The sequence below is a fragment of the Pedobacter sp. AC402 genome (assembly GCF_979252805.1).
On the sequence record NZ_CEEDAI010000005.1, the window covers coordinates 1 to 19,863 of the forward strand.

General features: G+C 36.3%; 20 protein-coding genes and 2 riboswitches. Of the genes, 5 read left to right on the top strand and 15 right to left on the bottom strand.

The genetic code is table 11. The features are described from left to right. Positions 1–68 precede the first annotated feature (68 nt). The 10 genes from AC0IWE_RS03665 to AC0IWE_RS03710 form a co-directional block, all read right to left on the bottom strand. Complete coding sequence (locus AC0IWE_RS03665; protein ID WP_471791980.1) at positions 69–251, bottom strand: hypothetical protein; 183 nt, start codon at positions 249–251, stop codon at positions 69–71. Positions 252–443: 192 nt separating this feature from the next. Then, positions 444–623 carry a TonB-dependent receptor domain-containing protein gene (locus AC0IWE_RS03670; protein WP_471791981.1) on the bottom strand — a complete coding sequence of 60 codons (180 nt, stop codon included), beginning with the start codon at positions 621–623 and terminating at the stop codon, positions 444–446. Further along, positions 598–996 carry a TonB-dependent receptor domain-containing protein gene (locus AC0IWE_RS03675; RefSeq protein ID WP_471791982.1) on the bottom strand — a complete coding sequence of 133 codons (399 nt, stop codon included), beginning with the start codon at positions 994–996 and terminating at the stop codon, positions 598–600. Before AC0IWE_RS03675 ends, AC0IWE_RS03670 begins: the two co-directional genes overlap by 26 nt. Positions 997–1,365: 369 nt before the next feature. Beyond that, entirely contained in the window at positions 1,366–1,509 is a 144-nt protein-coding gene (locus AC0IWE_RS03680; RefSeq protein ID WP_471791983.1) for a TonB-dependent receptor plug domain-containing protein, read from the bottom strand. Between the two features lie 53 nt (positions 1,510–1,562). Beyond that, a complete protein-coding gene (locus AC0IWE_RS03685; RefSeq protein ID WP_471791984.1) occupies positions 1,563–1,892 on the bottom strand; it encodes a TonB-dependent receptor plug domain-containing protein in 330 nt (109 codons plus the stop codon). Positions 1,893–1,990: 98 nt separating this feature from the next. Further along, positions 1,991–2,182: riboswitch (cobalamin riboswitch) on the bottom strand. Positions 2,183–2,395: 213 nt separating this feature from the next. After that, positions 2,396–3,499, bottom strand: coding sequence for a DUF5074 domain-containing protein (locus tag AC0IWE_RS03690; RefSeq protein WP_471791985.1), 1,104 nt, complete (start codon positions 3,497–3,499; stop codon positions 2,396–2,398). 18 nt (positions 3,500–3,517) lie between these two features. Next, positions 3,518–4,450: a PKD domain-containing protein gene (locus tag AC0IWE_RS03695; protein ID WP_471791986.1), complete on the bottom strand. Its 933-nt coding sequence runs from the start codon at positions 4,448–4,450 to the stop codon at positions 3,518–3,520. Between the two features lie 43 nt (positions 4,451–4,493). Further along, positions 4,494–4,865 carry a hypothetical protein gene (locus AC0IWE_RS03700; RefSeq protein WP_471791987.1) on the bottom strand — a complete coding sequence of 124 codons (372 nt, stop codon included), beginning with the start codon at positions 4,863–4,865 and terminating at the stop codon, positions 4,494–4,496. After that, on the bottom strand, positions 4,813–5,622 hold the full coding sequence (locus AC0IWE_RS03705; protein ID WP_471791988.1) for a YncE family protein: 810 nt from the start codon (positions 5,620–5,622) through the stop codon (positions 4,813–4,815). The genes AC0IWE_RS03700 and AC0IWE_RS03705 overlap by 53 nt, the downstream gene beginning before the upstream one ends. Next, positions 5,619–7,655 (bottom strand): TonB-dependent receptor, encoded by a 2,037-nt coding sequence (locus AC0IWE_RS03710; protein WP_471791989.1) that lies wholly within the window; start codon positions 7,653–7,655, stop codon positions 5,619–5,621. Before AC0IWE_RS03710 ends, AC0IWE_RS03705 begins: the two co-directional genes overlap by 4 nt. A gap of 97 nt (positions 7,656–7,752) precedes the next feature. After that, a riboswitch (cobalamin riboswitch) is annotated at positions 7,753–7,947 on the bottom strand. 176 nt (positions 7,948–8,123) lie between these two features. On the opposite strand from AC0IWE_RS03710, the gene AC0IWE_RS03715 reads away from it, so the two are divergent. Further along, positions 8,124–9,371, top strand: a complete 1,248-nt coding sequence (locus AC0IWE_RS03715) for a serine hydrolase (RefSeq protein ID WP_471791990.1) — start codon at positions 8,124–8,126, stop codon at positions 9,369–9,371. A gap of 103 nt (positions 9,372–9,474) precedes the next feature. Further along, positions 9,475–10,878: a sigma-54-dependent transcriptional regulator gene (locus AC0IWE_RS03720; RefSeq protein ID WP_055913782.1), complete on the top strand. Its 1,404-nt coding sequence runs from the start codon at positions 9,475–9,477 to the stop codon at positions 10,876–10,878. Between the two features lie 475 nt (positions 10,879–11,353). Here the strand turns inward: AC0IWE_RS03720 and AC0IWE_RS03725 are convergent, their stop codons facing one another. The 5 genes from AC0IWE_RS03725 to gatB all read right to left on the bottom strand — a co-directional run bounded on the left by AC0IWE_RS03725 (position 11,354) and on the right by gatB (position 17,589). Continuing rightward, on the bottom strand, positions 11,354–13,144 hold the full coding sequence (locus tag AC0IWE_RS03725; RefSeq protein WP_055913785.1) for a chloride channel protein: 1,791 nt from the start codon (positions 13,142–13,144) through the stop codon (positions 11,354–11,356). Between the two features lie 76 nt (positions 13,145–13,220). Then, on the bottom strand, positions 13,221–13,943 hold the full coding sequence (locus AC0IWE_RS03730) for an RluA family pseudouridine synthase (RefSeq protein ID WP_471791991.1): 723 nt from the start codon (positions 13,941–13,943) through the stop codon (positions 13,221–13,223). Between the two features lie 244 nt (positions 13,944–14,187). Then, on the bottom strand, positions 14,188–14,877 hold the full coding sequence (locus AC0IWE_RS03735; protein ID WP_055913791.1) for a response regulator transcription factor: 690 nt from the start codon (positions 14,875–14,877) through the stop codon (positions 14,188–14,190). Between the two features lie 103 nt (positions 14,878–14,980). Continuing rightward, entirely contained in the window at positions 14,981–16,093 is a 1,113-nt protein-coding gene (locus AC0IWE_RS03740) for a redoxin domain-containing protein (protein WP_471791992.1), read from the bottom strand. Further along, positions 16,093–17,589 carry an Asp-tRNA(Asn)/Glu-tRNA(Gln) amidotransferase subunit GatB gene (gene gatB, locus AC0IWE_RS03745; RefSeq protein ID WP_471791993.1) on the bottom strand — a complete coding sequence of 499 codons (1,497 nt, stop codon included), beginning with the start codon at positions 17,587–17,589 and terminating at the stop codon, positions 16,093–16,095. The genes AC0IWE_RS03740 and gatB overlap by 1 nt, the downstream gene beginning before the upstream one ends. A 366-nt stretch (positions 17,590–17,955) precedes the next feature. Between gatB and AC0IWE_RS03750 the strand changes: the two genes are divergently transcribed. The 3 genes from AC0IWE_RS03750 (at position 17,956) to AC0IWE_RS03760 (ending at position 19,795) form a co-directional block, all read left to right on the top strand. Next, entirely contained in the window at positions 17,956–18,555 is a 600-nt protein-coding gene (locus tag AC0IWE_RS03750; protein WP_471791994.1) for a hypothetical protein, read from the top strand. A gap of 107 nt (positions 18,556–18,662) precedes the next feature. Beyond that, positions 18,663–19,160 carry a hypothetical protein gene (locus tag AC0IWE_RS03755; RefSeq protein WP_471791995.1) on the top strand — a complete coding sequence of 166 codons (498 nt, stop codon included), beginning with the start codon at positions 18,663–18,665 and terminating at the stop codon, positions 19,158–19,160. A 128-nt stretch (positions 19,161–19,288) separates the two neighbouring features. Beyond that, complete coding sequence (locus AC0IWE_RS03760; protein WP_471791996.1) at positions 19,289–19,795, top strand: hypothetical protein; 507 nt, start codon at positions 19,289–19,291, stop codon at positions 19,793–19,795. Positions 19,796–19,863 lie beyond the last annotated feature (68 nt).

The following is a 19,863-nucleotide window of genomic DNA, read 5'->3' on the forward strand; positions in this document are numbered from 1 at the left end:
TATGTTTATGTTAATTATACCTTGATCTTGACATATCTTCTTGTTGCAACCGGGTGTTTACACCAGGTCTACCTCGCTAACACCACTGGTTTTCGCATTTTATCGTGAAACGCTTTCGCGTTTTTCGTGCGCCGCTTCAATGCATATTCTGCGTAAGCATTAAATAGCTTGTAACCCGCTAAATCATCAACGGTATAGGTTACAAAATTTCCATCTTTACGTTTACCAAAGTAACGGAAGTTGGCACTCACAAATAAGTTGCTGGTGGCCTGTGCACCTGCAGTAATACCAAAAGTATGCTTTGGTCTGCGGAAAAGATAGTTGGCAACAGCATTATCTACAAAGTTAAACTCATTACCTTCTACATATGCGTAATAACCGTTAATTGTAAATACACTAAATTTAGCTGCTGGTTCTACTTCGAAAACCTTTGGTTTTCTGACTCACCTGATTGATGTATCCATTTGGAAAAGCATAAAGAATCGCAATCCAGTTAAATCGCGTTTGTAACCTGCCAGGCGTAAGCTAAACTGATCATCAGCAAAACTAAGAAAGTTAACTCCTGCCTCGTAATTTTGTGATTTCTCCGGCTTTAAATCAAGGTTGGGCTCCAAACTGACCAAAAAGCATATTTAGTGTAGGTACTTTAAATGCAGTTGAAACTGTTCCGAATAATTTTATCTCTTTAATAATATTAATGCTTGGGGTAATTGAGTAGGTATAGTTTTCGCCATATTGTTTGTGTTTATTGTAACGTCCGCCAATTTCAAGATTAAAAACACTTAAATCATGTAAAAATAATGATCCGTATGCGGCAAAAATATTAGTTTCGGGCTTGTTTGCTGCTGATGATAATTTCATCACGCGGTTATCAATCCCTACTAATAAATCGAGTTTATTGTTTATTTTTTGGTTGTAAAATAAATCCAACAATGATACCCTTCCTTCATTAAGGCTCGAAAACTGACTAATGTGCATCGTTTCTTGTACTTTCAAAACTATAATTTAATGTTACTTTACCTGTAGCAAATTCGTACCTGGCATTTGTACCTGCGGCAAAGTTTTTAAGGATAGAATAGTTGTTTGCATCGGTAAATGCACCACCATCAAACTTATAATCGCCATAATAATAACGTACAAAAGGATTTACGGAAAAATGGTTATCTAATTTAATTCCAAAATTTGCATTTAAGGCATCGGTTTTAAAACCATCTTTATCAAATGCAGCATTACTTGTTGCAGGTGTTGCCGCTTCAGAAATTCCATCTGTTTTTGCGTGGGTATAGTTGATGTTATAAGTAAAACCTTCAACACCACCGTTTAAACCAATTGTTCCTTTATAAGTTTCGTAACTGCCAGCACTGGCTACACCGTAAATGGTATTTCCCTTCGGACCAGCTTTTTTTTTGTAATGATATTGATTACACCTGCAACAGCATCAGAACCATAAATGGTAGATTGGCCACCTCTTAAAATTTCGATATGGTCAATCTGATCGATGGAAATCAACCTTCAAATCGAAAGCGCCTCCGTTGCCTGATGGATCGTTCTGTACAATACCATCAATTAACACTACAGCATAAGACACTTCCTGCACCCCTGAAAAATACTGATTTGTTTAAACCTGGATTGCTGCTTGCACCCGCAACAATAATTCCGGCTTGTTCGCTAATTAGTTCCGGCAATGATTTACCATTGCTGCGCTCTAATATCTCGCGACTGATAATGGTAACAACTTTACCTGTTTGAGATTGTTTCTGATCGTTTTTAGTTGCAGAAATTACAACATCTTTAAGTTGCAAACTGTCTTGAGTTTGCGCATTAGCCACCTGGCTAATCATTAACTGTGCAAAGCCTAAACCGGCTACAGTTAGCATTGTTTGTTTGTTCATTTGATTGTGGTTTTGCCCACAGCCAACAGATTAGAAAAGGAAATGAAAATACGAAAAACGTTAAGTACCTCAATCCTAGCTTCAATCCCCGAAAGCTATGAAATTAAACGCTAAAGGCAGGTCTTCTGACTTACTCCCGGTTTTCTGTCTTCCCGTAACGGATACCGAAACAGTGACTTATAGATTGAAAAACGTTATAGAGCTTACAGCTGCGGGACAGTTACAGATTTACACTGTATTCCCTTTTAATTCCGGGTGTAATGCCGGAAACCAAAAGCAGCGCAAATGTAGTAAAAAAAGTATAGAGCAAAGCGTAAAAAACATGGACTAGCTTTGTTGGTATTTTAATCTCTTAGGATGCTGTAGCTCCGATGAAAAAAATCGGAGGCTGCAGCTACTATAGGGTTTATATAGAAGGGCTTGCGGTATTAAAATCCAGCATTATAAAAAAAGGCCTGCAATGAAGATTTTGCAGACCTTTAAGATTGAGGCATTATAATTTTTTAGTGGAAAATTGCCAAATCATTAAAAAATATCTTTGTAAAATCGGTAGTAACGCCATCACCACCGTATTTAATTCTTTTTACCAACGCACCTGTAGAGGCATTGTAAATTAATAAATAGTTTACGGTAGCGGCTGCGCCATAATTTTGGATTCCATTAATTACGACATAATCTTTATTTCTATCGTAACGGATCGCTCCGTAAACCATAAATGGATCCTCGGTAATATTGATAAACGGTTGCGATAACGATGTTTTATCACCATCAACGTATTTATAAATGGCCTTTCCTGAATGGTAGAAAACCGCATTTTCTTTTGTTGAAGCGGTAATTCTTGTCGGTGCATCCAGCCCAAAGGTTCCTATTGACACTGGTAAAGCCACTCCTGTAGTATCAAGGTTATTATCTATAGCGATTAACCTGCTACCTGTAGAAGCCCAAACTTTGCCATTTGGTGTTTGTGCAAACCCACGGTTAATATTAGAGAAACTTTTTACCAGTGAATAATTATTAGCGGATACAATTTTTGCACCATTGCTCTGTAAAAGATACACATAATCGCCTTTTTTCCACATGTCCCCGGTATTTACAGCACCAACAGAAGTCAGTTTATTTTGTACGGCCAATGTATTTAAATCGATCTGGTAAACACCATCATTGGCACTTACCAATCCCCTGTTTCCATCAACCTTTATAATGCTTCTCCAGTTACTGGCTTCCTGTACATACCTGGCCTCTTCTTTTAAAGTAAATTCATTTATTTTTACAATTGGACCATTCACCTTGCACATTAAATAAATGCTTCCGTTTATTACTGATGCAAACTGCAATGTACTCGTTTTGGCTGCATTTGATAACAGCTTACCCGGGTTTTCTTTCTCGTATGCCCGAATGTTAAGGGTATCATCACCGTAACGATAAAAGCTTACTGTGCCAGCGTTTTGTCCGTAAGATCCTTCCCCAATTACAAAAAAGCCATTGTCGTATTTACCTGCAACCGGATCTGTTTGTATGTTTTCTACGGTGTCCTTTTTACAAGCGTGTAAACCTGTGGTTAAAATTAATGCCCCTATCAGAAGCTGTTTAAAGTTTAATTGTTTCATTATAATATATTGTGTTATTTATTTTTTTAAAAGTTTAAGATCAACTGCCCCACCAAATTCTGTTGAGATTTCGCCCAAATAGCGCGACCGCTCATTGTCATTATCAGGGCTAAAAGGATTCCCATTATTATTTTGTGCAGTGTATACCTTTACAAAATCGACTGAGCTAAGGCTTACTTTTTTACCTGTATTATCTACCGCCCAATCAATATCAAAGGTGTTATATCCCCTTCCTAATGATTCCTGCAAAGTAATATACTCGCTCGATCCGTTATCTGAATAGCCAAAAGCAAAAGGTTTATTGGTTATGATATCTCCGGGGTTTAATGTGTTTTTAAGTAAAGTTCCGGTGAAAGAAATTTCGTTTGTAGTAGCCCATGAAGAGAAATAATCTTGCGTATGGAACTGGTTTTTCAATATAAGTCCTTCCTTCCCCTGATTATCTGCCCAACGGATATCATCTGTTGCTTTCGCAGGTTTGTAATAGGTAATTTTATAATTTTTGAGGGTGGTTGAGGCATTGTATTCACTTCCCGCGAGTTCATACCAAACATCATCCGGAATTCCATTTTTGTTTACGTCCTGCATTACAGACACAATGCCAGGTTCAGAAAATTCCATATCCACTCCAATTAAAGGATTACCGTAAATGCCCAGATCGGCTCCAGCTGAATTGGTTACACTATGATCAAAACCAAATACAATAAAACCCCCATAACCGCCAAGTGAAATAAGACCATTGCCAGCACTACCAATTAAGATGTCGGTTTTAACCAAATCATTTGTAAACTGCCCTGGAGCTTGTTTAAATTCGTATATTTTACTTAAATAAGGAGATTGATTAGCAACAGGTTTATCGCCTTGGTTATCTTTTTCTACCGCGCTTTCCTTTTTACATGAAAATAGCACAGCTGATAAAAGTGTTAAGATTATTGTAAATTTTGTATTCATATTCAGTTAATTAGGTTTTTAAAAAATTCTTCATGGTATATATTTAATTTATAAATGCAATGTGGGCCGGGATATCGCCAGTAGTAACCGACCATTTTAAGCGACCTTCTGAGCTGTAACAGTGTAATTTTCCGGGGGTAACATAATCTTTAGCGTCTGTTACATATACATCTTTACTGGTAGGGTTAACCGCAATTCCGTAAGGGATTTTAATGTCTTTTTCAGTACCATCCGTAATAAATTTGCGATCCATTATTGTTTCGTCCTTTACGTTGATCATGTTGAAGCTAATTTTGTTTTTACCCGCTATGTAGTTCCACTCTGTGCTGTAGATATAAGCGAAGTCATCATCAATAACCAGGTTACCAGCGGCAATATTGAATACCTTTTTTAATTTGGTCGGTTTGGGTATCAATTACAAAAAGCTTTGATGGGATGCTATAATAATCTCCACGTGAAGTCACATACAAATCACCATAACGATCAGCTTTAACACGATGCAGATTTATAGCAACCTCGATGCGCTTGATTTCTTTAAAACTGGGTAGATCAATCACTGACAGGGTATCCTCATAATCTGGCGGACTATAACCACCTGAATTTGCTACATACAATTTACTGCCGATAATGGCCATTTCTTCTGGCTGTCGGCCAACCTCAACTGTACGGTTTATGCTAAGTGCCGAAGTGTCTATCTCTGCCACAATTCCATTAGGTGCCTTCGGATCGCCAACTTTGCCTAAATAAGCACTTATATAAGCTTTCCCTTTATTGAAAGTGATATAGCGGCAATTGGTGATGTTGATCTGTCCGATTTTCTTTCCTGTTTTTACATTCAACACTTCAACCTTATTTGATACGTTAATCACTACGTAAAGCTTGCTACCATAACGGCCAATATCATTCCCTACATCGCCCAAACCTTTGGTAACCTCTGGGTTGACTTGATTGTATAGGTTACGGGTATAAATGCCATTAACCAGGTCCATATAATCCAACGAAGCCTTATTCATGTTCATATTACCTTCGTTAACCAGGTAAAATCCTTTCACAGCCGAAGTTGGATCTGGTTCTAACCTGCTAATTTCTGAAGGCAAAGGCTTGGGGTCTTTTCTACAGGATGCCAAAACCACCAAAAACAATATGTTTATCGTAAATTTTAAATGCTTCATAGTTTATAATTTAACGTTAGCCTGTAATTTCTACCCGGCATAGGGAAATTTGGAATAAGGTCGTAATATTGGTTTAGTAGGTTATTTACTTCTCCGCTGATATTTATACTTCCGTTTTTCAGCTTAAATTCATAACCAATGGCCGCATCATGGGTGTACCAGGGTTCCATATAATTATAAATGTTGTTCGCTTTTTGATTGTAACGGAAGCCGGTATAGATAAAACCGTAGTTGGCGTGCCAGTTATGGTAATCTATCCGGGCTAAAAATGAACCACTGTTTTTTGGGATGTAAGGAATCTGATCTCGATAAGTTTCCTCCTGTTTTGAAGTCACATCAACCGCCTTTTGATAAGTGTAATTCAGCCCTATATTAACCAGTAAAGCAGTACAAGGCTCAAATGCGGTTTTGGCATTAATTTCCAAACCATGGATGTCTACCAAACCTATATTGTACATTATCCAGCGGTACAGGTTTGCACCCGGCTGTGCCACAATTTTATCTTTTATCCGGTTGTAATAAACATCAGTTTGGAAATCGATAAATTTTATCCGCTTATCATTAAAATTTTTAAAATACGTAATGCCAACATCATATTGTTTAGTGTATTCAGGATTTAAAAGCGTATTGCCAATGAAAGTATAATACAAGTCGTTAAAAGTAGGCATCCGGAAAATGTCTTTATAAAATGCCCTTATTCTGATGTCCTGATTATTTAAAAACTTCCACGATAGCATAACTGTTGGACTGAAAACTTGCTTATTACCCGCCGAAGAATATAATTTTACCTGATCAATTACAGTGGTGCTCAATAAATTTGCCTGGATAGTGAGCTTTTTTAACGTTAGTGATGAGCTTAACACATTTAAAAAGGTATTCCTGTTTGGATAAGAAAAACGGTAAATATTGGCATCTAAAGTTTGATAGCTATAATCAGCTGCATAAGCTGCTTCCCAAACCGAATTGATTTTATATTTCCCCGAAAAAGATAAGTAAGCTTCCTGCTCTTTAAATCGGTTATCTAAAAAGCCAGTGGTGGTTACATAATCCGGGTCTAAATAACGCTGATAAACGTAACCATATTTTCCATTTATAAGAATACTGAATCCATCGGATAGTTTTTTCTCCATACTCCCCTGGATAAAGAAATCGCGGTCCCATATTCTTTGCGTAAAATCAAACCTATTGGATACAATTGCACCGGGTAATCCCCTATCCGATAAAAAGGAATACGCTTGCGCATGCCATTTTCCGTTTTTAAATTTGCCAAACAATGCGGCCTGTAACCGAAAACGTTCTACATCGCCATTATTTCTTACCGCAGTGGTATCAAAAACTCCGTTGGTGTACCTAAATTTATATTTCCCATCAGCATGGATATATTCAGTATTTATACTTGCACTTAAATTCTCGCTAACCTTATAGCGGTAAATTAAAGAAGGATTAATCAATCCAAACGAACCGCTTTTTAAAGTTAGCTCAACCTGTTTGCGCTGGTTTTCATCAAAATCAGGTGCTTTGGTTTTTAAATAAATGCTACTTGCAGAAGCATACCCCTTGGCCGGAATAAGCAATTCTGGCTTTTGTCCGCTATATAAGGCAATTTCTTCGAGATTACTGAGTGAGAATTTTCCCAAATCTACCTGTCCGTTTTGGGCGTTGCCAATCTGAATGCCATCTAAAAAAACTGCGGTATGGTTAGTGCCCAGGCTTCGTACATTTACCGTTTTCAAACCGCCTATTCCACCATAATCTTTTAATTGTACACCCGAAAAGTAACGGATAGCATCAGCAACGGATAAACTGTTAATTCTTTTCAGATCTTCGGATGATAAGATCTGAAGCGGTGTTGGCGATTTGCTTTGCTCCGTTAATCGGTACTCCCTGATCTGAACCTCTTTCAGCTGGGTTGCTTTTTTTGTACTGTCGGTTTGTGCCCAGGTATTTAAAGGCCATAAAAATCCTATCCATAAAATGGAAGAACATAGAAAAAACAGCATTGTGCCCGCGTAGGCAGAATGTTTTTGTGTCATTTTGATTGTGAGTTTAACCCACAGCCAACAGATGGAAAAGAAATGAAAATACGAAAACCGTAAGTACCTCACTCCTTAGCTTCAATCCCCGAAAGCTATGAAATATAATGCTAAGGCAGGTCTTCTGACTTACTCCCGGCTTTCCTGCCTTCCCATCCTGAGGTATCAGAACAGTGGCAAATTGATTGGAAATCCGTTAAGGAGCTTACAGCTGCGGGACAGTTACAGATTTACACTGTATTCCCTTTTAATTCCGGTTGTAAAGCCGGAAACCAAAAGCAGAGCAAATGTAGTAAAAAGAGCGGATAGCAGAAATTTTGTTGCTTAATTACGCTGAATATTAATAATAGGGTAAGAAATACAGTATCCATGGTATCATCAAATTAGAACGGGTTATAATGTAAAATGCATGATGGAAAATGATGCTATTAATAGAAAAACCTAAATTAGGAATCAAAATTTACAAACATGAGCAGGATTTTAACCCTAATATTTTCGTTATTCAGCTTAAACACTATGGCACAAAAAACCGATACCGTTTTTCTGAAAAAGTTAATGGAAAGCAAACCAGAACTATTTTCTGCCATTCTTCAACATCCAGATCATAACCAGATCCAGGTATTATATACCCAGATTAACCGCGATGCAAAGAATAATGCTACGTTCAAAACCTTTAGCTACAATTTGAATCCGCACCATTACTTTTATCCCGCCAGTACCGTTAAACTCGCCGCTGTAATTTTCGCTTTAGAAAAAGTGAACCGATTGAAAAGTACAGGCCTAACGCTTAACAGTACAATGATTACGGATAGCGCCTATAAAACTCAAACAAAGGTTTTAGCAGATACGAGTGCGAAAAACAAACTTCCCTCAATAGCGCATTATATTAAAAAGATTTTGCTTACCAGTGATAATGATGCCTTTAACCGGTTATTCGAATTTATTGGCCGTGCCGAAATTAACGAAAAACTCAAAGCAAATGGATTTAACGATAGCCGTATTCTTAACCGTTTGGCCATTGGCGATGCAGGAGAATCGGCTAAGCATACCAACCCAATTAAGTTTTATAACGGGCAGCAATTGGTATACAATCAGCCTGCGCAATACGACCCTAAAGAATATGAACTTAAACTAAATAATTTGGTTATGGGTACGGGTTACCTGGACAGTACAGATAAACTGGTTAATAAACCTTTCAGTTTAGCAGGCAAAAATGCTTTTGCCATTAACGATCAGCAAAAATTAATGCAGAAATTGATTTTTTCAGAAGCGTTTCCAGCTAAAGACAGATTTAAACTTACCGCAGAAGATTATAAACTCATTTATACTTATATGAGTAAATATCCCACAGAAAGCGATTTTCCAAAATATGATCCGAAAGAATTTTGGCCAACTTATGCTAAAATGCTGTATTACGGAAGAGCGCAGGTTAAACCTGATGCTGATATTAGAATTTTTAATAAATATGGCGACAGTTACGGTTTTATTATAGATAATGCTTACTTCGTCGATTTTAAAAACGGAATTGAATATTTCCTTACAGCCGTGGTTCAAAGTAACGAAGACGGTATTTATAACGATAATAAGTACGAGTATGATACCGTGTGCTTTCCGTTTATGAAGAATTTAGGGCGAACAATTTATGAACTTGAATTAAAAAGAAACAAAAAGTTTAAGCCTGATTTAACTAAATTCAAAATGGATTACACTTATTAAAACCTTTAAGGTGTTTTAGGGTTTATAGCCTATAATTGTATAAAAAACTATACATTAATTAAAAAATAATATATTCGCATCTGAAATATAGAATAAATCTCTAATGGCTAAATTATTAATAATTGACGATGAGCGTGCGATAAGGAGTACCTTACGCGAAATTCTGGAGTACGAAAATTACGATGTTGAAGATACTGATAACGGTATCGATGGACTCGAAATGATTAAAAAAGGGAATTTCGATCTGGTACTTTGCGATATCAAGATGAATAAAATGGACGGTATGGAAGTGCTCGAGCAGGCACAGATCATTAAACCCGATCTCCCTTTTATTATGATATCTGGTCATGGTACAGTAGAAACTGCCATTGAGGCCAGTAAAAAGGGAGCTTTTGATTTTATATCCAAACCACCAGATTTAAACCGTTTATTGATTACTGTTCGTAATGGTTTAGACCGTGGAAACTTAGTTACCGAAACCAAAGTATTAAAACGCAAAGCGAGTAAAACCCGCGAAATATTAGGTGAATCGGATAGTATTTCTAAAATTAAAGAAACCATAGAACGTGTTGCACCAACCGAAGCCAGGGTATTAATTACCGGGGCAAATGGTAGTGGTAAAGAACTGGTTGCGCGTTGGCTACATGAAAAATCCAACCGTGCTGATAGTCCTCTAATTGAAGTAAATTGTGCTGCTATTCCTTCAGAATTAATTGAAAGTGAATTGTTTGGCCACGAAAAAGGTTCGTTTACCTCTGCTGTAAAGCAGCGTATCGGTAAATTTGAACTGGCCAATGGTGGTACATTATTTTTAGATGAGATTGGTGACATGAGCCTATCTGCACAGGCAAAGGTTTTGCGTGCTTTGCAGGAACACAAAATTTCGCGTGTTGGTGGCGAAAAGGAAATAGAAGTTAACGTACGTGTTTTAGCGGCAACCAATAAAGATCTGTTAAAAGAAATCGAAGATGGTAATTTCCGTATGGATTTGTACCACAGGTTGAATGTAATTAATATCCATGTGCCACATTTAACAGAACGCACCGATGATATTCCTGTTATTGCACAAAACTTTTTAGAAAGCATTTGCAGTGATTACGGTATGCCTGTTAAAAAGATAAACGAAGGTGGTATGGCAGCTTTGCAGGCTTTACCATGGACAGGTAATGTACGTGAGTTGCACAATATGATTGAGCGTTTAATTATTTTGAGTGATAAAGTAATTACAGAAAACGATGTTCGGGCATTTGCCAACCCAGGCGGAGGAACAAATATTGGCGCGGCAAGCAGTGCACAAATTGCAGGTGCGGGCGGTTCAGCCCTTGCTTCTTCTTTCGATTCATTTAATAACTTCCAGGATTATAAAGATCACGCTGAACGTGAGTTTATAAAATTTAAATTGGAAAAAAATAACTGGAACGTATCAAAAACTGCTGATGAAATTGATATTCAAAGAAGTCATCTATACAGCAAAATTGAAAAATTTGGCTTAAAAAGAGCTGAGTAAGAATATAATAAGATTGGAATTGAACTACAGCAAAGAAGTCAAGTTTTTAAAACTTGACTTCTTTTTTATAATGATTAGATGAAATCAATATTCAAATAATTCATCTATATAGCAAAATCGAAAAGTTGGCTAATTAAGATTGGAATTGAACTACAGCAAAGAAGTCAAGTTTTAAAAACTTGACTTCTTTTTTTAAAGATTAGATGAAACGAATATTTAAATAATTCATCTATATAGCAAAATCGAAAAGTTGGCTAAATAAGATTGGAATTGAACTACAGCAAAGAAGTCAAGTTTTTAAAACTTGACTTCTTTTATTAATATTAGATGAAACGAATATTTAAATAATTCATCTATATAGCAAATTGAAAAATTGAGCTTAAAAAGATTGGAATAGAACTACAGTAAAGAAGTCAAGTTTTTAAAACTTGACTTCTTTTATTAATGACATTTCTCCTTTATTTATGGATCACAATTAGCCCATGTAATCATTCTGTCTCATCAGCAATGCACGGTATTTGTTAAAAATTGCTGTTTTAGATACAAAACCTAAATATTGGTTTTGCACATTTAACACTGGCAAAATCCAAACATTATCCTGTTCCATTTTTTCAAGAACCATTTTCAGGTCATCATTTTCATTAATGGTATTTGGTGCCGGCTGAACCAATTGCGAAGCCATTAAATGCGCTTTATCAGGATGGTTAATCATCTCGTTAAATAACTCTTCGATATAAATTACACCTTTAAAGTCGCCCAACTCATCAGTTACTGCACAGATGTTTTTATGCGACTGCAGAATTTCATTCATCTTAATCGAAATCAAATCGTTCATCTGTAACTGAGGATAGCTTTTCTCAATCAGATACCTTAATTTCATTTGGTTCAAAACCGTAGTGTCTTTATCCTCGTGTGATAAGAGCTCGCCCTTATCTGCCAATGCTTTAGTATAAATAGAATGTTTTTGCGAGCTGCGGTTAATCGCATAAGAAATGGCTGTGGTAATCATTAATGGAACCATCAATATATAGCCCCCCGTAATTTCTGCAATAAGAAAAATACCCGTTAAAGGCGCATGCATAATTGAGCCTAATGCAGCCGCCATACCAGCAACGATAAAGTTAGAGACATTTAATTGTGCCAGGCCCGATAAATTAACAATGTAAGCGAAAATAAATCCGATTAAGCCGCCCATAATTAAACTTGGTGCAAACGTACCACCATTACCTCCTGCCCCTAAAGTTACCAGGGTGGCTATCGATTTCATAAAAATAGTTACCACAGTAAATAATACAACCAATGCTGGGATGTTATTGTAATCAGCAAAGATACTGTTGTTTATAACCGTTTGATAATCACCCTTTAATAAACCTTTAATGGTAATGTAACCCTCGCCATATAGTGTTGGAAATAGGAATACCAATGCCCCAAGCATTAAACCGCCCACCACAACTTTAGTGTAAGGATGTTTAATTTTATAAAACAACCCTTTAACAGCATAATTGGCTTTTGTAAAATAGATAGAGAATAAGCCAATAAAACAAGCGAGTATTACATAATAAAATAATGCATTTACCTTCCATCCTTCTGTAACCAAAAAGAAAAGTTGTTGCGTATAAAATAACCTTGCCACAACAGCCGCGGTGGCTGCCGAAAGCAATAAAGGAATAAATGCAGGGATGGTAAATTCGGGCAATAGAATTTCAATAGCAAAAACAATTCCCGCAACAGGACTATTAAAAGCCCCTGCTATACCTGCAGCAGCACCACAGGCCACCAACATGGTAATTTCCCGGTAAGATAAACCCAATAAACGAGCTAAATTAGAACCAATTGCCGACCCGCTGGTAACAATTGGAGCTTCCAAGCCTGTTGAGCCACCAAAGCCTACTGTTATGGCTGCGGTAATAATCTGCGAATAAATATTGTGTGCTTCCACCTTGCTCGATTTTTTTGAAATTGCATAAAGCAAAGGTGTTAAACCCGTTTCGAACTTTGATTTGCGAATAAAATATTTAATGTAAAGTACGGTTAAGAAAATACCGATCATCGGAAAAATAAAATACAGGTAGTATTTATATTTCCAGTGCCAATCTGATTGAAGAAATTCTTCGATATGATGGGTTAAACTTTTTAATGCGGCGGCTGCGAGGCCAGCTAAAATCCCAACAATTACAGCTAAGATAATTAAGAAATTACGGTTTGATATTTTAGATTTTCGGTATAGGTTAATCTGATCAAGGTAATTTACAAATCTAATGTACATTCTATTGTTTTTTAATAGATAGCGAATAAGCCAAAAGTAACAAAAACAACGAAAAGAGCCAATTTAAAGGCTTGTTTTATGCATCAAATTTATCTAACAACTTTATTAGTGTAGCAAAATCTTTTGGGTATGGTGCATCAATAACAATATCCTGATCATTTAATCCCTTAAAAATCAGGTGTCTGGCATGTAAGGCAAAACGTTTCATGATGGGTTGCTCCTCTTCGCCTTTGGCTAATTTATAACCCCTCTTAATTGAAGAAAGAAAAACAGGTTTCCCTTTATACATGTCATCACCCACAATAGCAGCCCTTTGTGTGGCCAGATGGATGCGGATTTGGTGCATCCGGCCAGTTATTGGTTTACACTCTACCAAAGTATAATGTTTGTAGTACTTTAACGAATCAAAAATGGTTTCGGCCCTCTTGCCTTCAGCCCGATCGATGGTTACATTTTTATTTCCATCGTTTAAGATTGGTAAATCAACCGTAAGCTGATCAAAAATTACATGTCCATCAACAACAGCATGATAGGTTTTATTTACCTTTCTCCTTTCAAACTGCATGGAAGCGTGGCGGTATCCTTCTGGGTTTTTTGCAATAATTAAAGCCCCTGATGTTTCTTTATCTAAACGGTGACAAACCTGTGCATCATCGCTATATTGTTTAGCAAGGCGTAATACATTGGTTTCTCCAGATCCGCCACGCTCATCAAGTGAGGCTAAAAAAGGAGGTTTATTGATAACTATGAAATCGTTGTCTTCGAAAAGAATAAGGTCTTTAAAATTTGGAAACTTCAAACTGTGCTGTAATTAATGAAGCGCAAAAATACGATTTTATTTTTTTAAGCTGGTCGTCACCCTGAATTTATTTCAGGGCCTTGCTTGAGAAAGTCAGTAAAATGAATTCAGCTGGACAAATTTGTTACAGGTATCATACTCCTAAACTTGTTTCAGAATCTAATTAACGACAGCATAAAAAAACACAGATTAATCATCAGAAAAGATCTGTGTTAATCTGTGTTTATTGGTAATGAAAAATTATTTAAGATAGCTCAAACTTATAACCTACTCCTTTTACGGTTGATACATAAGTTTCACCTAATTTTTCTCTTAATTTACGGATATGTACATCAATAGTTCTGTTGGTTACTACTACCGAGTCTTCCCAGATGTTTTTAAGAATGGATTCACGGGTGTAAACTTTCCCTGGTTTCGAAGCCAGTAAGTATAAAAGCTCAAATTCTTTTTTAGCCAAAACCACTTTATTTCCACCTTGAAAAACCAAATAAGCTTCACGGTCGATCACTAAATCGCCAATTTCTAATTTGTTTTCAGATATTTCTTCCGTTCCGGTGTTTCTCCTCAAAATTGCATTTATTCGGCTAACTAGTGCACGTGGTTTTATCGGCTTTGCAATGTAGTCATCAGCACCAACGTTAAATCCTGCAATTTCAGAGTATTCCTCACTTCTGGCGGTTAGGAAAACCATAAATGTATTTTTGAACTCGGGTATTGCACGCATTAAGCGGCAAGCCTCTATCCCATCCATTTTAGGCATCATAATATCCAGTATAATTAAATCCGGATGTACCTTTTTCGCAACTGTAATTCCTTCCTGGCCATTGGTTGCTGTGAAAACCTGATAACCCTCTTTTTTAAGGTTATATTCAATAAGCTCCAGAATATCTGGTTCATCATCAACAATTAATATTTTCTGACCTGCGTTGTTCATAGTTAAATATTTGTTACGAAAGTAGTGTCTATGATGCAATATATAGTTAAGCCTAAGTTAAGAAATTGTTAATTACTTAAATTAGTTTAACATGGAATTTGTTTTAACGTAACGTTTTAACTAAAAATGCTTCCAGTTCATCGCCACGCAGGTTTTTAGCAACGATTTTTCCGGCAGGATCAACAAGATAAGAAGTTGGTATGGCTTGCACCTGGTATTTTTTAACCGTTTCGCCATTAAAATCTTTCAATTCCGAAACATGTGTCCAGGTTAGTCCGTCGGCTTTTATTGCACCTAACCAGGCTGCTTTATCTGTATCTAAAGAAATACCGATAATGTCGAAGTTTTTTTGTTTGTATTTATTGTAAACTTTAACCACATTAGGATTCTCCTGGCGGCAAGGCTGACACCATGATGCCCAAAAATCAATTAATACGTATTTACCTTTATAATCAGATAAATTTACGGGTTTATTGTCTGCCGTATTGATTGTAAATGCAGGCGCAACCTGGCCTACCTGTACAGCCTTTAATAAGGCCATTTGCTTAACAAAAGCGTCTACTGTAGCATTTCCTTTAATTTCTTCTTTAACTTCATCAGCAAATTTTACCAATTCAGCTTCATATTCCTGCGGACTTAAAGTGTTCATTGCATAGAAACTAGCAAGCGTTCCTTTGTTATCTTTAGCAAATTTAATAATCTCTGTATTCAACTGGTTAATATACGATTCATACTGTGGCTTCATCGATTCAAGCACAGCAGCCCTGTTCTCCGGCTGTTTTGATACTTTGGCTTCAAAATCAGCCTGCAGTTTTTCTACTTGTTTTGCAAAATTGTTTCTAATGGCATTTAACTCTGATAATTTATCTACTTCATTTGCGCCCGAAATTTTATATGCCATAGTTTTATCAGCCAAATCAGCTTCCAATTTAATGTCATCGCCATTTTTTGCAATCAGCATAAATTCGTGGTTACCAACTGATACCCTGAAGAAATCGACAGATGGTGTTTTACGGATAAATTTGAATTCTCCTTTTTCTGATAAATTGGTCGAATCAATTGCAACCATATTACTGTTCTGCATGCCGTATAAAAAAACTTTCTTTTCCGTTCCGGGATTCTGAAAAGTTCCATCAATGGTAAAGCTATCTTTAGGTTTACATGCAGTAAAAGCAATAGCGATCAGCATGATAATGCTCAATTGTTTTAGTCTCATTATTTCAATTTTTCAAGTATTAATTCATTTAATTTTTTGGCGTCTGCTTTACCCTTGGCGAGTTTCATTACCTCACCAACAAACAAACCTAAAACGCCCTTTTTACCTTTCTTGTACGCTTCTACCTGTTGCGGGTATTTATTTAACACTTCATCAATAAAAGTGCTTAATTCATCTCCATTTTCGGTAATAAGGAGATTTAATGACTGCGCCAAGTCTGCCACTTTTGTATTTTCATGCAATTCAATAGCAGGTAATAACTGTTGAATGGCAATTTGTTGTGTTATTTTTTTATCATCAACCAAATTAATGGCATCCGCTAATTGCGGCGGACTTACCTTAAAATCTGTTATTGTGATTCCTTTTTCATTTAGCACAGCTCTTATCGGGCCAATTAGCCAATTGATCAGGCTTTTTTTATGGTTAACAAGAGGTTGTGCATTATTAAAATAATTTAAAAGTTCTAAATCTTCAGCAAAAAGTGCTGCATCTGCCTTACTTATTCCAAATTCTGAGATCATTTGTATAGAAATTTCATTTGGTAATGCAGGCATCAACGATTTAATTTCTGCTAACCAGGTATCAGAAATATGAATCGGTTGTAAATCCGGATCTGAGAAATAACGGTAATCGTTAGCTTCCTCTTTTGTCCGCATAGGTGAAGTGGTGCCTTTATCAGCATCAAAATTTAATGTGCTCTGAATAATCCGGCCTCCATTGCTAATCACTTCTACCTGACGGCCAAATTCAAAATCCATGGCTCTACGTACGTTACGCATCGAGTTTAGGTTTTTTACTTCACATCTTGTACCAAATGTTGTAGTACCCTTGGCACGGATAGAAATATTGGCATCGCAACGCAAACTTCCCTCTTCCATGTTGCCATCACTTACGTTTAAGTGTCTTACCAGTTTTCTGATTTCACTCAGCAAAACAGAAGCTTCTTCCGAACTGCGGATATCAGGCTCTGTAACAATCTCAATTAACGGAACCCCGGCACGGTTTAAATCAACTAGAGAGTAATTTTCATCCTGATCGTGGATACTTTTTCCTGCATCTTCTTCCATGTGAATGCGGTTGATCCCTATTTTTTTTGTAGAACCATCTGCCAATTGAAGTTCCAGAAAACCATTTACACAGATAGGTTGATTATCTTGCGTAATCTGATATCCTTTAGGCAGATCAGCATAGAAATAATTTTTTCGGTCGAAATGATTAACCTGGTTAATTGTACAGTTTAAAGCCAAGCCGATACGGATAGCTTTTGCCACTACTTCTTTGTTCAATTTAGGCAATGCACCTGGCAGTGCCAGCGAAACAGTAGATATATTTTGATTAGGCAAAGCCCCGAAAGATGCACTATCAGCTGAAAATATTTTTGTATTTGTATTTAACTGAACGTGAATTTCCAGTCCTGAAAACGAGTTCGAAAGTATTTTGGGGGCTTGTTTCTTGTAAAGGCATTTAAAGCTTCGTGATGTTATGAGTTTAATCACCACAGTTTTTAATGTGTGGTAAATATTAATGCGTCAAATATAGTTATTATTTAGTCTTTCGTTAAAAAAGGCCGAAGGAGAAATTTTTAAAAATTCTTGTCATGGCAATTATTTAATTTCTTGAGTAATTCAAAATAATCATAAATTTTTAGTGATTGATTGTTGAAAGGAGCAAATTAAGAGCATCTGTAGTATAAATTTTTAATAAACATCTGTAAATAAGTTTGTTAAAATTGTTCTGCATTTTACTCAATGGGTTAGGCAACCGTTAAAGAATGTTAAATTAATATGCTACAATTAAACTTGGTGATAACTGTTTTGTCTATCTCAGCAAATACACACAAAGAAACCTTTAATTTAAATGTTATGAAAAAGTTAGTTTTATTTGCTGCAGTTTTGATGGTTTCATTATTCAGCATAAACAATGCAAAAGCACAAGTTAGCTTAAATATCAATATCGGTTCTCAACCAGTTTGGGGACCTACAGGATATGACCATGTAGACTACTATTATTTTCCTGATATAAGTGCATATTACTATGTACCATCCGGCCAGTATATTTATGCTAATGGTGGCCGCTGGATTTCAGCCAACAACTTACCACCTCAATATGGAAACTTTGATCTGTATCGTGCCTATAAAGTGGTAATTAATGAGCCAAAACCATATTTAAGAAACAATGTTTATGCAACGCGGTATAGCAAATATAAAAACTATAGTGGCCGTCAAACTATTATAAGAGATAGTCGCGATGCTAAGTACTATGTGGTTAAAGGCCATCCAAACTACAATCAACGTCCAAATAATAATGTTGTTGTAGTTAGAAATAATAACCGTTCTACCCGAATTGTAGAAAGAAATGTTACAAGGCCAGCACAAAACAACAACCGTCCGCAACGAAACAATAATGGCAATGGTCGCTCAGAGGGAAGCCGCAATGATAATAGAGGTAATGATCGTCATTAAAAATAATATCTAATTGTGAAAAAGGGAGTTTCGGGAGAAGCTCCCTTTTTATTTAATATTTTTTGGCACGTGTTTAGTACTAAACAAAAACACACAAATTAAATTTTATGAAAAGATTATTTTTAATTGCTGTAGTAATGATGGTTTCATTGCTAAGTACTCAAGTAAAAGCACAGTTAAATGTAAATGTTAACATTGGCTCACAACCATTATGGGGCCCTACCGGGTATGATCATGTAGATTATTATTACCTTCCGGATGTAGAAAGTTACTACAGTGTTCCGCGCAAACAATTTGTTTACTTAAATGGAAATGATTGGATTTTTTCAAATTCTTTACCGGGCAGATATGGTAATTATGATTTATATAATGGATACAAAGTTGTTGTTAATTCGCCAAAGCCTTACCTGAATTTTAAAAATGATAAGGTAAAATATGCGAAGTACAAAGGCAATAAAGGTCAGTTAATTATTAGAGATAGTGATGACAGTAGATATTACGTTGTTAAAGGCCACCCTCATGGTATGCCTCCCGGACAAGCAAAAAAAATCTACGGGAAAGAAAATAAGGGACATGGCCATGGAAAAGGTAAAGACAAACATTAGGCTACTGTTTATAGGTTAAAAGGTAAAGGAGTTTCGTTAAGGAGCTCCTTTTTTTATATCTCTGTTACAATAGAAATTTTGGCACAGCGTTTGAATTACTGAAGTACACACAAATTAAATAGATTATTATGAAAAAGTTATTTCTCATCTCCGCGATTGTAGGTATCGTGGCTTTAACATCTAATCAATCTAACGCTCAGGTAAGTATTAATGTAAATATTGGTGCTCAACCTGCCTGGGTTCCGGCGGGTTATCAAGATGTTAATTATTACTATCTCCCAGAAGTTCAATCTTATTATTACGTTTCACAAAGGCAATTTGTTTATTTAAATGGAAACAGATGGACAAGATCGAGGTATTTGCCAGCCAGATATAGAGGATATGATCTGCATAGAGGTAGAAAGGTAGTGGTATATGGAAATAATCCTTATCGCAATTACAATTCTCATCGGGTAACTTATTCTCATCATAACAATTATTACCGTTCATCGTACGGTGGTGGTGGTAACAGAGTCAGATACAGTTCGCCAAGAAATAATTATAGATCATACCGCGTAGATAACAGGTATCATGACAGAAGAGTAAATTCCAGTTTATTCTCTAGAGGACACCGTGAAAAACATGGTAGACATTAAAATAAAAAAGAGGCTTTAGGGCCTCTTTTTTATTGCTGTATCATTGTGCTGAACTTATTCTAACACTT

Bases quoted from the DNA above. Each gene is read 5' to 3' on its own strand.
- AC0IWE_RS03685 (WP_471791984.1), bottom strand. From the start codon at position 1,892: ATGAACAAACAAACAATGCTAACTGTAGCCGGTTTAGGCTTTGCACAG.
- AC0IWE_RS03690 (WP_471791985.1), bottom strand. From the start codon at position 3,499: ATGAAACAATTAAACTTTAAACAGCTTCTGATAGGGGCATTAATTTTA.
- AC0IWE_RS03695 (WP_471791986.1), bottom strand. From the start codon at position 4,450: ATGAATACAAAATTTACAATAATCTTAACACTTTTATCAGCTGTGCTA.
- AC0IWE_RS03705 (WP_471791988.1), bottom strand. From the start codon at position 5,622: ATGAAGCATTTAAAATTTACGATAAACATATTGTTTTTGGTGGTTTTG.
- AC0IWE_RS03710 (WP_471791989.1), bottom strand. From the start codon at position 7,655: ATGACACAAAAACATTCTGCCTACGCGGGCACAATGCTGTTTTTTCTA.
- AC0IWE_RS03715 (WP_471791990.1), top strand. From the start codon at position 8,124: ATGAGCAGGATTTTAACCCTAATATTTTCGTTATTCAGCTTAAACACT.
- AC0IWE_RS03720 (WP_055913782.1), top strand. From the start codon at position 9,475: ATGGCTAAATTATTAATAATTGACGATGAGCGTGCGATAAGGAGTACC.
- AC0IWE_RS03725 (WP_055913785.1), bottom strand. From the start codon at position 13,144: ATGTACATTAGATTTGTAAATTACCTTGATCAGATTAACCTATACCGA.
- AC0IWE_RS03735 (WP_055913791.1), bottom strand. From the start codon at position 14,877: ATGAACAACGCAGGTCAGAAAATATTAATTGTTGATGATGAACCAGAT.
- AC0IWE_RS03740 (WP_471791992.1), bottom strand. From the start codon at position 16,093: ATGAGACTAAAACAATTGAGCATTATCATGCTGATCGCTATTGCTTTT.
- AC0IWE_RS03750 (WP_471791994.1), top strand. From the start codon at position 17,956: ATGAAAAAGTTAGTTTTATTTGCTGCAGTTTTGATGGTTTCATTATTC.
- AC0IWE_RS03755 (WP_471791995.1), top strand. From the start codon at position 18,663: ATGAAAAGATTATTTTTAATTGCTGTAGTAATGATGGTTTCATTGCTA.
- AC0IWE_RS03760 (WP_471791996.1), top strand. From the start codon at position 19,289: ATGAAAAAGTTATTTCTCATCTCCGCGATTGTAGGTATCGTGGCTTTA.